The organism is Bacteroidales bacterium (assembly GCA_022647615.1).
In the GTDB taxonomy this organism is placed as follows: Bacteria; Bacteroidota; Bacteroidia; order Bacteroidales; family UBA932; genus Egerieousia.
On the sequence record JALCKZ010000001.1, the window covers coordinates 1,706,889 to 1,723,772 of the forward strand.

Consider the following 16,884-nt stretch of genomic DNA (forward strand, 5'->3'; position numbering starts at 1 on the left):
TATGAGGCCTTCATTACTTCTTGCACTTATTCTATTGTTATGCAGTAGCGTAGCGGCACAGCAGGTAAACATAAGCGGTGCAGTTAGATACAAAGATACCGGAGAACCTGCCGCAGGGAGCAATGTGTTGTTATTCTCCAAAGACGGCAAGTCTCTGCTCAGTTATTCGTCTGCAAATTCTTCTGGGAATTACAGTGTAAATTATTCTGGTAATCGCGACAGTTTGCTGCTTAAAATTACAGGATTCAACATAAAAACAGTGGAAAGGAGAATAAAAAATATTTCTCAAAAGATTGATTTCACTGTTTCTGCACAAGCCTTAAAGCTTGATGATGTGGTGGTTAAGCCCAAGGCGATAACAAGGAGAAGTGATACATTAAGTTACAATGTTTCCGCTTACAGAGATTCTATGGATTTTGCAATTGCGGATGTGATGAAAAAAATGCCTGGCATTACGGTTAAAAGTTCCGGTGAAGTACTCTACAACGGCAAGAGCATCAGCAAGTTCTACATAGAAGGCATGGATATGATGGGAAGCAAATACGGACTGGCGGTAAATAACATTCCTTCCAAAGATGTTGCCGCCGTGCAAGTTCTGGAGAATCATCAGCCAATAAAATCTATGAGAGATAAAGTCTTTTCTGATGCTGTGGCTTTGAACCTAAAATTGAGAAACAAGTCAAAAGGAGTGTTTGCATATACATTGACTGGAGGGGGCGGATACAGGCCTCTAATGTGGAATGCGGGTGCGGTACTAATGCAATTTAAATCTAAGTTCCAGTTCTTTACAACGTATAAAAGTAATAATAGCGGGAGTGATATTTTATCTGAAATGTCTTCTCTATATGGAACCAAACAGGAGATTGGTTCTATGATTGATGTACATTTTCCAAGCGCTCCAAATACCGGACTTTCCAGATATATGGACAATAAGACGCAGGCAATTTCTATTAATTCAATTTTCAAGCTTAGTGAGGAGAAAGACAACACACTAAAGTTTAATCTGAACTATTACCATGATATTCAAAAGTTTAATTCTTTTTCAAATACGGTTTATTATATTGACGGCAAAGAACCAATTGATATTAAGGAAAATACGCATGCATATTCAGGTACGGACAATATAGATTTAAGTTCATCTTTTGTTGCAAACAACTCAAAATCTTATTTTTCCAATAAGTTCGATTTTACTTCACAATGGAATAAAAATCATGGTAGTGTTATTACGGGAGGGGATACCTGCCTGCAAAGAATGAGGATGCCTGCATATAAATTGAGAGATAATACTTTTGTTGTTCAATATTTTGGAAATACGCGTTGTGCATTTAGTGCAAATCTTTCATATCTTCATTTGCCTTCTATGCTAAGAGTTAGTCCTGTTATATATCCGGAAATCTTTGGAGATGTGTCTTCGTCAGGAAAGAGTGCTGTGCAAAATACTGGTATTGACTCGTTTAACGCCTCTTCTTCTGCTGAGATAGAGTATAGAGTTGGAAAATTTAGTTTTGGATGTGTGCCTGCAGTGTCATTACAACATTACAAGATGACAAGCTCTTTGTACCAGGATAACGCGGCTGCATCAGGGACTTTATCGGGTCCTTCAGCCCCGGACTCTCTGAATAACAATCTAATATCCAAGCGTCTGGACGGTTATTTTACGGGAGATGTTACATATGCAAGGGATGATATCAATATTTCTTTGATGTGCACTGCGGATTTTGCATACCTTAAGATTAATGACCGGCAACTGCACAATATTGATAATCAGCATAAATTGATGCTATCTCCAAGTGTTACCGTTAACTATCAGATTTCGCCCGGATATAAGGCCTATGCTGGAGCTTCAGCAAATAATTCTATGGGAATGGGAGATTCAAATTATAGCGGCTATATAATGAGCGAATACAGAACGGTCTCAGGAAGTGAGGGCAAAGTATCCAAAATAAGTAACCAAAACTGTTATATCGGATTGGATTATGCAGATGCAATATCAGAACTATTTTACTCTTTTAAAGCAAGTTGCAGCCATGCAAAGTATAATCTTATGTATGGAGTAAAATACTATGGTTCTCTCTCTAAAGTGGAGTCCTATGAGATTGATAATAATACCTCTGGCTATACACTTTCCGGGCAAATAGGTAAAGGCTTTTTAGACGGCAAGGCAAAAATTTCTATTCCTCTCTCTTACTCTGTTAATAATTCACATGTCTTAAGGCAAGGGGAGATTATGAAAATACGTACAAGAAGCATTGTTCCTTCAATGGAATTCAATGTAAAAATCTCCAAAGTATTTGGGGCCAAGTACAATATATATTACTTCTGGAACAAAAGTTACATTAAAAATAGTTCGTTCAAGATGGATGCAGTCAATTCAATTCATCAATATATGGACTTTGATTTTGTATTTCCAAAAGGCATCAGCTTTTCCATATCCGGAGAACATTATTTCAATGACGGAATCTCATCCGGCAGCAAAAATATGTTCTTTGCAGATGCCTATTTATCTATAAAAAAAGGAAAATTCGAGTACATGATTAACTGCCGCAACTTGCTGAATACTAAAAATTTCAAAAGAAGGGTCTTTACAGACATCACAGACTATGAATATAACTACAAGCTCCGTCCGCTCTCAGTACTTTTTACCGTAAGGTTTTCATTGAGGTAAGGCGGCAAAGACATTTTGATACCTTTTCTAATTATTCTAAAATGTAATATTTTCCCGACAGTTTCTTTTTTGAAATAGGTTGGCGTGATTGACATTGGTGAACGGCCGTTAACGCTCGTTATGACATCTCCTTTCCTGATACCAGCTTTATAGAATAGTCCGGATGGATTTGTATTACAAACGGCCAAATAACCCTCTTTAGTTGAGTATGTTACCATTTGAGTATTTGTCTGCTCTAAGTTGATATCATCCAAACTTTTATTGTTGTTGATTTTTGACAGGTATATTTTCTTAAATCTTAAATCCATAATAACATGAAATCTCCATAGCCAACTTAAACCAAGAATATTTATATAATCGCCAGAACTTCTCTGATACATTATTTGTAAAGAGTCATTTACAACATTTGCTTCATTTATAAAAAATAGGATGTTATTTACTTGGCCGCTTCTGTAGTTGAGTAAATACTCAAAATTGATTGAATGTTTTTTTATGTTTTCAATAAAGCCGTCATCCCTTTTCCCTAAAAATGTCACATCACCGGTATTTCCTGTATCAATCAAAAAATCACCAGAATAACTTAATGAATACAAGCCTTGTGTAAATTTCATCTCCATCCCGGAAATGAAAAAGTTTTTAGATTTATTTATGTGTTTTATGCTGTAAGAAATACACTTATCTTCTTTATATACAGTGTCTTCTACAGATATTTCATTATTTGCAAAGTTTATATCCCATACGTGTTTATCTCCCTCCGGAATAGAAAAATATCCGTCAATATGATATTTTATCCTTGTGTTATCTATTGTAAATCCATTGAATATGAGATTTTTGTCACCTATGGATAACCTTACTTTTGAGGTTGATGATAAGTGTTTCTCCTTGTACAATGGTTCAGGCTCAAACCCATTAGACATGTCTTTTTCTTGATACTTAAGTTTGTCATTTTTAAAGATAGAATCTGCAACTGCCTTATCAATCACAACCTTGCCGGCACCTCCTGTATCAAACATAAGATTTAGTGTGTAGTCGTTGACCTTAACCGGGACAATAATTCTTTTGTCACCGTTAATGCTGAAATTAATTGCATGTCTTTGGTGCACGGCAATTGTATCCTGTGTGTCTGCAGCCCACAGCATTTGCAGCGGAACGATGGCCAGAATAGCTAGAAAAGTGAGATGTTCAATGACTTTCTCCATTATAATTGTAAACTTATAAAAACTTTATGTCTCCCAGAAAAAAATGACAATTTGGAGACATAGATTTGTTTTTAGGTTGTTCAAATTTGTATGAGAAAAATCAAAAACAGATTTACTATGAAAAAAATCAAACTATTGGCTATTGTTCATTTTTATACTTCTCTCCAGTAATAACAATTGGACAAATTCACACTCGCGGACTGTTTGGCGTCTATCACAGAGATGCGGCTGTGAAAAAGGTGATTGGGAAGTATAATTTTTCAGTTACTTACAAGTTCACGTATGCGATTGACACTGTAACAAAACATAAATATTTTGATATGCATAATTTGGAGGTAGGAGATGCTTTTTCCAGATACTATAGTACTAATGCGGACAAGGTAGATTCCATTCTTCTAAAGGAGCGGGAGTATACTAAAACACATCCCCATGCGTCAAAGTATGGTGCGCGTGGTGAGTATATAAACAGGTTTGATCATTCTGGGTGGATGCAGCCGTCTGAATTGGAGAGACAGGAAATGTTTTATCAGAACTATCAGCAGAAAGGTGTTGTAACATGCAGGATACTAATTTGCAGGGTGGATTATGAATATACGGAGCCTCTGGGAGATTTCCACTGGAAGATAGCAGACAGCAGTTCGTCCATTAAAGTTCTTGGGTATGGCTGTCAAGTTGCAACAGGCAATTTTAGAGGCAGAAACTATAAAGTCTATTTTACAGAGGAAATTCCGGTAACGTGCGGACCATGGAAGTTTAATGGTTTGCCTGGATTGATATTAAGAGTAGAGGAGTCAAGCGGATTGTTCAAATGGGAGGCGGTAGGTATAAGTCAGAAACCTGGTGACATATATATACATGATCCAAAGGCTTTTCCTTCAAAGAAATCATTGCTAGTAGTCAAAAAGGTTAGCAGGAAACAAGTTATGAGTATGCAAAAGCTTGAATGGGAGGACCCTATGGGATTAATGAAGATGCATGATCCAAGTACGAATTATTATCGTGTGGACCTTAAGACCAATTCTATATTGAACGAAAAGGAAACAGCATTAAAGAGAGCTAAATATTACATACCTCGTCTGGAACTGGAATAAATGTTTTTTAGTGCCTGTTTGTCTATACGACAAACAGGCATTTCCGCCAGAACTGAGATCATCAATTTTGCTAAGTGCAAGATTTTGATAGATTCATGATGATATATTTTAAGTATGCTTTGTAAATCTAAAAATTGATATGCCAATAGAACCAACTCTATATGAATGGCTTAGAGGAGACGAGGACTATCTTTACAGGGATTTTTTAAATAGGAGACAAATAGATGTTTAATGTAAAAATTTGTATCTGCAACCTGATTCTCATTATGAGTTTCCTTCTGGCCCTATGCACAACCTGCTATGGACAAGAAAAGAATGCTGCAATTGGGTATCACTCAAATACGTCCAATGTGGTAATCATTTTTAAGGATTGCCCCGATCACACTGGTACCAGCAAACTAACTAGCGGCGTTATGAGCATCATGCCCCCGCGCATAGTTGAGTATGTAGATGCCATGCGCAGACTTCACAGTTTTTTTCCACGCATGTCTGGATGCGACACTTTAATTGTTCCAACATACAACGGCTTTGCGGAAGTTATGCACCGCAATCAAGTACGGGAGGACAACTACTATATGCTTAAAGCGGGTGATACAGTGCTGTTTACATACGGGCGAAATCTTAGGCCCATTATAAAGAGTCTCTGCTCCTCCTACAATACATGGCTATACAATCTGCCGGAAGAGGATGCAAGATCTGTAGATAAAAAAACAGGCTACAATATATCTACCCTCTGTTATGCCAATGACATTAATATATGTTGGAAAAGAGGTTATAATATAAAAGAGTATCAAATTCCAAATATTGATTCTCTGAGGATTGTCCTAAAATCTTATCAACAAGATTACAATGCAAAATTGGATTCTCTTGTTTCCTCCAGACGCATAACACATTGGTATGCAGATTATTTAAAGAGACATGACACATTAACTGCCATCCTTCACGGCAATCTTGTAACTCTTCGCCGTTACTCCAAGCCAATCATTGCGTCAGACTCAATGATGCACTATACGTTTGCACACCATCTAGCTCAAAGTGCATATTTCCCCATGGATGAAAAAGGGTTTGCAGCTATTTCTCAAGACAGCACAATTTCTATATATGCAAGAATTTCTATCCTTAAAAATTCTATGGCTGATTTGTCAACTAATCAATATGGCTGGCACCACTATCCTAAGGAACTTGTTGACAAATGCAGTAAAATATACATAAAACTATCGGGAGACAAAGAATTTATCTTGGAAATTGACGCCGTAAAACCAACATATTCAGGAAAATACACAATCGACCTCACACTATTGAACGTTGGCGGTAAAAAAACTTCTCTGTCTGATGTGCTTAATAAATACAAAGGCAAGTTTATTTATTTGGATATCTGGGCATCTTGGTGCGGGCCATGTGTTGGCGGTATGCCTGCTGCACTCAAACTCCGCAAAGAGTACAAGGGAAAAAATATTGCATTTGTCTATTTTGATTCTGGAGACAAAGTTCCGGAGACTTGGCGCAGAGCTATTGAGAAATATAAAATTTCTGAGGAGGGAGGCGATAATTACCTGATTACCAACATCGATAATAGCAAATTCGTAAAAGAGATTGGACTTAGTAAAATTCCCCGCATGCTGATATTTGACAAAACAGGAAAAATAATCAACCTTGACGCCCCACGCCCCGGCACTCCGGAATTGAAAAAAATATTGGACAGTTTAACCAATCAATAATATGAAAAAGCTCAAATTTATATTTACTCTTTTTTTGTTTTCTTTTACGGCGTTACCTCTTAATGCTCAATACTTTTCACCATACGGGAGGGATATTGCAAGCAAAAAGCCAATAGGTTCTTACAACCTATCTGTAACATATAACTTCACATACATAAGAGATACAACAAATAAGCGCCGTAAGATTGATATTGAAAAACTGGAAATAGGAAAAGAGTTCTCAAGATATTACAGCGTACTTGCTGAACAGCAGGACTCTTCTGTATGCAATGCACTTAATACGGCAAACGGAAAAGGGCATAGTTCCAATATGTTTTTTTATTCCGGGCAACCGGAGAGGTATGAAGACATATATCTTAATTACCCAAAGAAGGGTACATTAACATGCAGAACAGAACTCTTTGATACAGACTATGAATACACAGAATCATTGCCGCACTTTAAGTGGAGTTTTAAAGATGGGTTTGAAGAAATCATGGGGTACAAATGCAAAATTGCTACAACTACTTTTAGAGGAAGGAGTTATGAGGTGTGGTTTACTGAAGAGATTCCAACAACATACGGTCCGTGGAAATTCAATGGACTGCCTGGTCTTATCATGAAGGTAAGGGATGATAAAGGATGGTTTATCTGGGAGGCAACGGGGATTAGCCAAGAAATCGGAAATATTTACATATATGATCCTGCTTACGGCAAAACAAAAGGGCATGAAAAATTCTTCATAAAAAAAATTACTAGGAAACAATTGCGTGCATTACAAAAAATGGAGTGGGATGACCCTATATCAATTGCATTACTGCATAAATGTTACACATATAAGCTTTATAAAAACAATGGGATACCCACTTCAGAACTTGTTAGAAAAGAGGATTATGCAAGTTTTAGAACTCCATACATTCCTCCGTTGGAACTGGAATAGACTTTTAATATCTAAAAAATGAGAGCAATTAAATACGGGTTAGCGCTTTTATTTATTTCATGTTGCATTATTTGTTTTTGCAGCAATTCATGCAGACAAGCAAGTGCTGCTGTAGATGCAAAGGATAGTCTAATTGTCATAAATATAGATAGTTTACCTAATGGTCCTGTGCCTCCGATGGACTCTATTTATAGCGGTTATAAATACATTGTAGATAAGTATGGCAGTCATTTTAATGATGACGTATCATTTGGCTACATGGTTTATGATGAAAACCACAATTTTATTACATATGATCAATCGTTATCAAAAGTAACACTATATGATAGCACAGGAAATTTCAAATTTTATGTTGGAAAAAGTGGGCAGTATAGTTATAAAGGTGAATATCAGACAAGTATTGCAAGGGGCGGTGCCGGGAATGGTATAATATATATAGTTGATGACTTGCATTCCATAGTGCAGAAATACGATTATCACAACAAGTACCTGGGATATTTTAGCATATCGTCTGTAGATATAAAAAGACATCCAGAGTTGAATGGAATGTCAAAGGGGAAAATATGCGATGATGTAATTCCTCTACCTGACGGAAGGCTAGCTGTGCATTACGCTTATTGGGCTGGAAATCTTCCATACAATTATGTGTTGATGGGAAGAAATAATAAGATTGATGCCACAAAAAAAACTATGGATAAATACAATGGCGTTGATAAAGTTGCTATTCTTCCTCAATCATGGCACTACTATTACAATAGCAGCTTGTATGTTAAAGATTTATCTGACACAGTATATTGCATTTCCGGCAATCGGTTTATTCCAAAATATGTTTTTGAAACAAAAAATAGTCTAAGGAAACTTGTTGATGCCTATGGTGTAAATATTATTGACACAGAAATATTCAAATTAAAAAAACACTATTACAGAATCGGGAAAATACAGGAGACAAAAAATTATCTATTTTTCTCTTTCTATAGCTTTCCTCCATGTGGATATATAAACTATTGTTGTTACGATAAAAAGACAGGAAAGGCATATAAGATGTTCCTTGGTGGACAAGAACCTGAATTAAAATTTAGCAATCAAAAAGACACAACTGATTATATATTAGCTAATTGCTTTTTTTATCCAATAATTAATAATTCATCAGTTGGTTGGGGTAAAAAAGGTAGAGTAAGGTTATATGTCAAACACTAATAACATGAAACATTTAAGATTTATATTTACTCTTTTTTTGTTTTCTTTTACGGCATTACCTCTTAATGCTCAATACTTTTCACCATACGGGAGGGATATTGCAAGCAAAAAGCCAATAGGTTCTTACAACCTATCTGTAACATATAACTTCACATACATAAGAGATACAACAAATAAGCGCCGTAAGATTGACATTGAAAAACTGGAAATAGGAAAAGAGTTCTCAAGATATTACAGCGTACTTGCTGAACAGCAGGACTCTTCTGTATGCAATGCACTTAATACGGCAAACGGAAAAGGGCATAGTTCCAATATGTTTTTTTATTCCGGACAACCGGAAAGGTATGAAGACATATATCTTAATTACCCAAAGAAGGGTACATTAACATGCAGAACAGAACTCTTTGATACAGACTATGAATACACAGAATCATTGCCGCACTTTAAGTGGAGTTTTAAAGATGGGTTTGAAGAAATCATGGGGTACAAATGCAAAATTGCTACAACTACTTTTAGAGGAAGGAGTTATGAGGTGTGGTTTACTGAAGAGATTCCAACAACATACGGTCCGTGGAAATTCAATGGACTGCCTGGTCTTATCATGAAAGTAACGGATGATAAAGGATGGTTCATCTGGGAGGCAACGGGGATTAGTCAAGAAATCGGAAACATTTACATATATGATCCTGCTTACGGCAAAACAAAAGGGCATGAAAAATTCTTCATAAAAAAAATTACTAGGAAACAATTGCGTGCATTACAAAAAATGGAGTGGGATGACCCTATATCAATTGCATTACTGCATAAATGTTACACATATAAGCTTTATAAAAACAATGGGATACCCACTTCAGAACTTGTTAGAAAAGAGGATTATGCAAGTTTTAGAACTCCATACATTCCTCCGTTGGAACTGGAATAGACTTTTAATGAAAACAAAATCTGTCGGGATGAAAAAAGATTATATAGCATTTATCATCAGCTTATTATGTATATGCTGCCTTGCAAACACGGCACAAGCTCAGATAGTGTTGTCCGGCCATGTGCGTGAAATTAAGGGCGGTATGGGGGTGAGTGATATCAATGTCATTTTGCAGAACAGGAGCGGAAAGGGGATGATTGATTATACGCTGACTGATGAAAACGGCAGATTCACATTGCATTACAGCGGTAATGCTGATACCTTGCGCTTGCTGGCAACCGGAATGAATATAAAAGCTGTGCACATTCTGGTCCCTGCAAAATCAGATAATAATCTGATTATAAGGGTTGAATCCGGAGCATTAAAATTAAAGGAAGTTGTTGTAAAGGCCCCGCCTCTGAGAAGACGCGGAGATACAATCAGTTATTATGTTAACAGTTACATAGATACGCTGAGAGACCGCTCCATTGGGGATGTGCTAAAAAAGATGCCTGGGGTAAGAGTAGATGAAAACGGAAGAATTGCCTACAACGGAAAGGATGTGAGCATTCTATACATTGAGGGACTGAATATGCTGGATGCGGGTTACGGAGTGGCCACTAATCATGTAAGAGCCAAGGATATAGCAAAAGTGGACGTGATGGAGTTTCATCAGCCGGTGAAGGCGCTTAAAAATAAAGTTGCATCTGATATGGTGGCTATGAATCTGCATCTTAAGGAGAAAGTCAAAGGAACTTTTAATGAGACATTTACAATTGGCGGAGGATTTAAGCCGCTGATGTGGACGGGGGAAACTACCGCAATGTATTTTGCAAGAACCTTTCAAACATTTGATAATTACCAGACTAACAATACGGGAATAGATGTATCTGCGGAGATTGAAAGCATGGGCAGCACAGGCGGACTCTCCGCAATGAGCGGAATTACAACTCCTCCGTCACCTCCGATTGCACGCAGCAGATATTTGAAAAATAATATTCATGCGTTCTCTGCAAATATGCTGGTGAAGAAAAAGAATCTTGAGTATGTTACCAACATTAAATATTGCCACGATATACGCAATTCTGCCGGCTCATCTGTAAGCACGTATTACTTTCAGAATCAGGACCCTTTGGTTGTGACGGAAAATACAGCTGCGCATACTGTTAAAAATAATGTGGTAGGAAGTTTCTGGTTAACTGCAAACACGGACAGTCTTTATCTAAAAGACAAGTTGAACATATCAGGCACATGGAATAAATCCCGCAGTACCGTAAACACTTTGCAACAGGAGTTTACATCACCTACGTTTTACATAGGAAATGATTTCTCCTATGTAAAGCCCATGAAAAAAACCTCTTTAAATTTTGATTTGAACGCTAGCTATGCCCGTCTGCCATCCACACTGCGAGTGAATCCATATCCTTACCTTTCAGTCTTTGGCTTGCCGGATACTCTTTCCATAATGTCCAGACAGAAGGTTACAACTGACAGGTTATCAGGGTATTTAAGCACAGGGTTTGGAAGAGATTTTAACAATTGGCACTTTGGCATTTTTGGTTCTGCAAGTGCTTGGGCGGACAGGATGACTAGCGGTATGAGCTACTTGAAGAATGCTGGTGGCGTTGGCGGTTGGATTGAGGGTGGCAGTGTTGCCGACTCCCTGAGGAACGATATTAATTTGCAGTCGGTTACAGTTGACATGGGGCCTTATGTATCAATAAATTATGACAACTTCATTCTTTCAATAAACCCATACGTCAGGTACAAATACCTGGGATACAATGATAAGGTTGCCGATAGCAAATTCCACATGAATAAATTGGACGCTTGCCCAACAATGAGCTTGAGATTTGGTATTACGGAAGATTTAAAATTCTCTGCGTCCGGACAATATAGGGTTGTATATGGCGGGCTTACAGATGTTTACAGCGGCTATATAATAGAGGATTACAGGTCTGTTTCTGGTACCGGGAGAATTCTGCCCAAAGATGAAAACCAAAATTATAGCGCAAGCTTTAATTATGGCAATGCCCTCATATCTGTATTTGGAGCACTGTCGGGAAGCTACTGGCATAACAAATCTAACCTCATGTACGGCAATGTCTTTTACGGAGATTTGAGCAGAATAAAGAGCTATGAGATATCCAACAGTTCAAGCGGTTACGGCCTTAACGGAAACATAAGCAAAAGATTCAATGACATTGCAACCACCTTCACGCTCTCTGCCGGAATGTCCAAGAGCAACGGCAAAGTTTACAGGAACGGAGACATTCTAAAAACAAGCTACACATCCAAAAACTGTTCATTTGAGATTACGGGTAGAATAGGGTATAACTTTGATTATGACTATAATATAACATACTCAACTTATAAGACTAGCATAGAAAATTCATCACTTAAACTTAAGAGCATAGATGCAGTAAAGGAGAAGCTAACTCTGGACGCGAGCATAGCAAAAAGCGTGGTGATAAAAGTTTCAGGCGAGCATTACTATAACAACAGCATTACTTCCGGCGACAAAAACATGTTCTTTGCTGACGCATCTGTATCTTATAAGCGCAAAAGGGTAGAATACATTATTTCCGCGCGCAATCTGTTCTACACAAAGTCCTATAATACAAGCTACTACAACAGCATCAACTCATACAGCTACAGCTGTGATTTGCGGCCGCTGTCAGTGCTGTTTACCGTTAGTTTTTCTTTGAGATGACACTGCATGCTCGCTCTGCTCGCATGCAGAGCATTCCGCCACAAAGCGGCGTAATGCCTTGTGGTTAACGCGGCTACCGCCGCGGAAAGGCACGCGCCTCCGGCGCGGCTGCGCGGCTTTCAGCCGCTCCGCTGAGAGATTATTTTCCAAACGAAATGCAGTCGCGGGCCTGCGGCCTTGGGTACGCGTTCCTTTGCGGCTTTGCCGCTCCGCTGGGAGATTATCAAAAAAGTTCTGTAGGCGGAACTGTGAATCAGATAGTTACAATTCGGCCGATCCTACAGATTCGGCCAAACTGTAAACTATTGATACACAATGGCGACAGCAACACTTATATGATTAAATCAGCGTAGCTGTGGAAGTATATATTTTTTATGAGCTATTTGCGCTTGGGTAAATTTTCAAAGGAGAAGGGAAGAAGGTCATGGATGGAGTTGATGACTTCTATCTGGTTGGCGCTGCCAAGGATTACCTTGATGGGCTTTTTGCGTCTTTTTTCTGCGTCTAGCATTACCTGGATGCAGGCGCCGCAAGGTCTTGTGGGTTCGGCAGTTAGCGCGCCGTTGTGTTTGGCCGCAATAGCAATTTCAGAAATAAAACTATCGGGATACTTAGAAAAAGCATAGAAAATAACAGAACGCTCTGCGCAAAGGCCGGAAGGAAATGCTTCATTTTCCTGATTGGAAGCGGCTAGTATTTCTCCGTTGTCCATACGCACCGCAGCGCCAACGTTAAATTGTGAATAGGGGGAATGCGCAACGTCCGCAATTTTAATGGCTCTGTTAAGAAGCTCAGAATCAGCGCTGTTCAGCTCTTTTGCCGATTCAAGCACCTGATATTCAATTGTTATTTTTTTCTTCATATCATCACAAATTTAGTAATTTTGAGCCATATTGGTTTGGAGAATGAAAATTAGACTACAACACATATATTTAAGACCTCTTTATTTGCTGGCTTTTACATTTTTTTTAATCCCGACAGTTCTTTATTCACAAGAAGATGTGATTTTAAAAAGCATAGGGGTTACAACAAAAGTGCAAGACAGGATAGACTATATCAACAAGTATAAAGATATGGCTATCAGCCAGATGAAGAAGTATAAAATTCCGGCAAGCATAACTCTTGCGCAAGGATGTCTGGAGAGCAACGACGGAAAATCTACACTTGCCACCATTGGAAATAATCATTTTGGAATTAAGTGTCATGATGATTGGAAGGGGGAGACTATGCTGCATGATGATGACGCTCCGCAAGAGTGTTTCAGAAAATATGCAGATGCCTCTGAATCCTTTGAGGACCACTCAAAGTATTTGAGCGGCAAGAAACGTTATGCCTCTCTATTTGCCTTGGACATAAAGGATTACGTTGGATGGGCAAAAGGTCTTAAGGCATGCGGCTATGCAACCAATCCAAGTTATGCAAACGAGCTGATTCAGATAATTGAGGATTATGATTTGACCCGTTTTGACAGCGGCAATTCAGATGAAATTACGGTTGCGGACATGACTCCGGAAGAGATGCAAAGTGCTGAAACTGAGCAGGCTCAAGAGGGGATTTTAAAAGATGCGGTTCCAATGCAGGTGAGCCCGCTCTACAGTTTCTCCATGGACCGTCAGATTTATTCAGACAACGGAAGGCCGTATATTGTTTCTACAGAGGGAGATACATACGAGGGGATAGCAAAGGAGTATCATCTGTTTAATAGAGAAATATATTCTTATAATAATGTGGACAAGGATGCAAAGCTAAATGCTGGCACGCTTGTTTACCTGGATAAGATGAGAAGCAAATATAAAAAAGAGGAAAAATAAATCTGTCGGGAGGCTGATTATTAATATATTATGACAAAGAGAAAAAATAAAGGCGGAAAGGCCGTGGTTTATGTGCTGATTGCATTGGTGTTTGCCGGTGCAGTTTTTATCAGCATTAACTTCACTAAATACTACAATAGGTATAAGAAGAATATTAAGGAGAGCAGTGTGCTGTACTTACGTACAGGTTCTGATTACCAGACTCTTCTGGACTCACTTGCTCCTAAGTTAAAGAACATGGCTTCATTTGTTAAGGTGGCCAATAAAGAGGGTCTGCCAGGACACGTTAAGCCCGGACGTTATGTATTAAAGACCACAACCACTAATATACAGCTAGTTAGAGCAATCAAACACGGATATCAGGATGCCCTTACGGTTACAATTGCGGGAACAATCCGCAGCAAAGAGAAACTGGCCGCAGTTCTTGGACGCAAGATGGAGGCTGATTCTCTGGCATTTATAACGGAGTTCAATGATTCTACCGTGCTTGCATCTTTAGGCCTGAACAAAGATAATTTCTTAACTCTTTTCATTCCAGACAGTTATGAGATGTATTGGACTGTTACTCCTGCAGAATTTATTGCAAAGATGAAGGCGGAGTATGATAAATTCTGGGATGCTTCCAGGGTTGCAAAGGCGCAGGCAATGGGTCTTACAAAACCGGAAGTTTCTACGCTTGCTTCAATTGTTTGTGATGAGAGCAATTATGTTCCTGAGTATCCGAATATTGCAAGCGTTTATCTTAACAGATATCATAAAGGCGACAGACTGTGCGCAGACCCGACGGTTAAATTTGCGCTGCATGATCAAACCATTAAAAGAATACTGTTCAGACACTTGCAGGTAGATTCTCCATACAACACTTACAAACACACTGGCCTTCCTCCGGGACCAATCTTAATCCCAAGCAAGGCAGGAATAGACGGTGTGCTGAATGCAGCAAAGACTAACTATATGTATTTCTGCGCAAATCCAAAACTCAATGGAACTCACCTGTTTGCAGTGACGGACGTAGAACATGCCGCCAATGCCCGCAAGTACCAGCATGTTCTGGACTCCCTTGAGCGTGCAAAACGAGCTGCTGCTGCCGGTGCTGCTAACTAAATCACTCCGCTTCTTAAATCACTCCGCTCCCCAGCATTTCCAGTTCCGCAGGTTCATACCATGCGGCAAACTGTCCTGGCGTTATGCTGCGCTGCGGCTTTTCAAAGATAATGAATAACCCTTCTGCTCGCTGATACAGAGTTGCTTTCTGCAGCGGCTGACGGTAACGGATGCGTACAAGATACTCCCTGCTCTCTCCCTCCTTCATTGTCAAGTCCCTTCTAATCCAGTGAACATCAGAGTTTTTAATCATCAGTCCCTTTCTATAAAGTCCGGGATGATCACTTCCTTCTCCAACATAAATTGTATTACTCTCTATATCTGTGGCAATTATAAAGATTGAGCCGGGATGTCCGCCAATATTCAATCCGTGTCTCTGACCAATTGTATAATACTGAACTCCAATGTGAGTTCCAATAACTTTTCCGTCTGATTCTTTGTATTTAACAGGAGTTGAGAGCTTTATAAGATTTTTTGTTTCAATGCTCCCGACAGATTCTACACTGTTTTGTGTTGTGCATGCCGCGTTAAGTTCATTTGTTGCGCATGCCGCATTAAGTTCAGAAATTCTTCTTTCATCAATTGCAGGAAAATCCTTTTTGAAAATTTCTACAACTTTACCCTCTTTGGGCTTCAATTTCTGCTGCAGGAATACAGGCAAGTCAACCTTGCCTACAAAGCAAATACCTTGAGAATCTTTCTTTTCCGCGGACGGGAGGTCTGCCTCTTTTGCAATCTTTCTCACCTCAGGCTTTGTTAATTCTCCAAGGGGAAAAATTGCTTTAGCCAGCTGCTCTTGTGAGAGCTGACATAGGAAGTAGCTCTGGTCTTTGTTTTTGTCATCTCCGGCAAATATTCTGTATATCTTGCCATTAGGAGTCTCTATTTCTCCTTTTTTACAATAATGGCCTGTCGCGACAAAATCACCGCCAAGACTTATTGCATGCTTAAGGAAGGCATCAAACTTTATTTTGCTGTTGCACAGGACGTCAGGATTTGGAGTGCGGCCTGCGGCATACTCTGCAAACATGTAGTCTGCAACCTGTTTCATGTACTCGCCGCTTAAATCTACAAAGTGAAAAGGGATTCCTATCTTCTTTGCAACCATCTCTGCTACAACACGTTCCTCTTCCCACTCGCACTCTCCGTGCAGTGTGCCGGTTATGTCATGCCAGTTCTGCATATACAGAGCCTCCACGTCATATCCCTGTTTTTTAAGGAGATATGCCGCTACGCTGGAGTCTACTCCGCCGCTTAAACCAACTATGATTTTCATGAAAAAAGCTTGCCGCTAAATAAAAAAAGGGGCAAGCTACATATATCGCACCGCTACAACCTCATACCCTTGCTGCCTTCCGGCCCTGGGGGAGTTCTGAAGGAGCTGGTCGTATATGACTTACCCCGGCGACAAAGATATCGCTTTTGTTTTAAAAAACAAAAGCGATGCATGCATGCGTTGCTGCGCAGCGCATGCGTACGGCCCGGCGAGAACTGCATGCTCGCTTTGCTCGCATGCAGAGCGGTGCAGTACAAAGCACTGCACCGCCTTGGGGTTTACGTGGCTTC

At 39.2% G+C, this 16,884-nt stretch carries 12 protein-coding genes and 1 other RNA gene; 9 read left to right on the forward strand and 4 right to left on the reverse strand.

Annotated features, from left to right (window positions below; all coding sequences use genetic code 11):
- Position 1: 1 nt before the first annotated feature.
- Complete coding sequence (locus tag LKM37_07420) at positions 2-2,665, forward strand: hypothetical protein (protein MCI1720815.1); 2,664 nt, start codon at positions 2-4, stop codon at positions 2,663-2,665.
- Here LKM37_07420 and LKM37_07425 read toward each other — a convergent pair.
- Positions 2,611-3,864 (reverse strand): hypothetical protein, encoded by a 1,254-nt coding sequence (locus tag LKM37_07425; protein ID MCI1720816.1) that lies wholly within the window; start codon positions 3,862-3,864, stop codon positions 2,611-2,613. The two genes, LKM37_07420 and LKM37_07425, sit on opposite strands and share 55 nt — an antisense overlap.
- Before the next feature lie 86 nt (positions 3,865-3,950).
- Here LKM37_07425 and LKM37_07430 point away from each other — a divergent pair, with 86 nt between their 5' ends.
- The 6 genes from LKM37_07430 to LKM37_07455 all read left to right on the forward strand — a co-directional run bounded on the left by LKM37_07430 (position 3,951) and on the right by LKM37_07455 (position 12,403).
- Entirely contained in the window at positions 3,951-4,955 is a 1,005-nt protein-coding gene (locus tag LKM37_07430) for a GLPGLI family protein (protein MCI1720817.1), read from the forward strand.
- Positions 4,956-5,179: 224 nt separating this feature from the next.
- Positions 5,180-6,673 carry a TlpA family protein disulfide reductase gene (locus LKM37_07435; protein MCI1720818.1) on the forward strand — a complete coding sequence of 498 codons (1,494 nt, stop codon included), beginning with the start codon at positions 5,180-5,182 and terminating at the stop codon, positions 6,671-6,673.
- 1 nt (position 6,674) lies between these two features.
- Entirely contained in the window at positions 6,675-7,592 is a 918-nt protein-coding gene (locus tag LKM37_07440; protein MCI1720819.1) for a GLPGLI family protein, read from the forward strand.
- Between the two features lie 18 nt (positions 7,593-7,610).
- Complete coding sequence (locus LKM37_07445) at positions 7,611-8,789, forward strand: hypothetical protein (GenBank protein MCI1720820.1); 1,179 nt, start codon at positions 7,611-7,613, stop codon at positions 8,787-8,789.
- 4 nt (positions 8,790-8,793) lie between these two features.
- Positions 8,794-9,711, forward strand: coding sequence for a GLPGLI family protein (locus LKM37_07450; protein ID MCI1720821.1), 918 nt, complete (start codon positions 8,794-8,796; stop codon positions 9,709-9,711).
- A gap of 7 nt (positions 9,712-9,718) precedes the next feature.
- Positions 9,719-12,403 (forward strand): carboxypeptidase-like regulatory domain-containing protein, encoded by a 2,685-nt coding sequence (locus LKM37_07455; protein ID MCI1720822.1) that lies wholly within the window; start codon positions 9,719-9,721, stop codon positions 12,401-12,403.
- Between the two features lie 379 nt (positions 12,404-12,782).
- Here LKM37_07455 and LKM37_07460 read toward each other — a convergent pair whose 3' ends face one another.
- Complete coding sequence (locus tag LKM37_07460) at positions 12,783-13,265, reverse strand: cytidine deaminase (protein ID MCI1720823.1); 483 nt, start codon at positions 13,263-13,265, stop codon at positions 12,783-12,785.
- A 43-nt stretch (positions 13,266-13,308) separates the two neighbouring features.
- Between LKM37_07460 and LKM37_07465 the strand changes: the two genes are divergently transcribed.
- Together LKM37_07465 and mltG are read left to right on the forward strand one after the other, a co-directional pair.
- On the forward strand, positions 13,309-14,214 hold the full coding sequence (locus tag LKM37_07465) for a glucosaminidase domain-containing protein (protein MCI1720824.1): 906 nt from the start codon (positions 13,309-13,311) through the stop codon (positions 14,212-14,214).
- Positions 14,215-14,244: 30 nt separating this feature from the next.
- Positions 14,245-15,318, forward strand: coding sequence for an endolytic transglycosylase MltG (mltG, locus tag LKM37_07470; protein MCI1720825.1), 1,074 nt, complete (start codon positions 14,245-14,247; stop codon positions 15,316-15,318).
- A 13-nt stretch (positions 15,319-15,331) separates the two neighbouring features.
- Here the strand turns inward: mltG and mnmA are convergent, their stop codons facing one another.
- Positions 15,332-16,594, reverse strand: a complete 1,263-nt coding sequence (gene mnmA / locus LKM37_07475; protein ID MCI1720826.1) for a tRNA 2-thiouridine(34) synthase MnmA — start codon at positions 16,592-16,594, stop codon at positions 15,332-15,334.
- Between the two features lie 26 nt (positions 16,595-16,620).
- Positions 16,621-16,720, reverse strand: an RNA gene (gene ffs, locus LKM37_07480) — signal recognition particle sRNA small type.
- Positions 16,721-16,884: the final 164 nt, after the last annotated feature.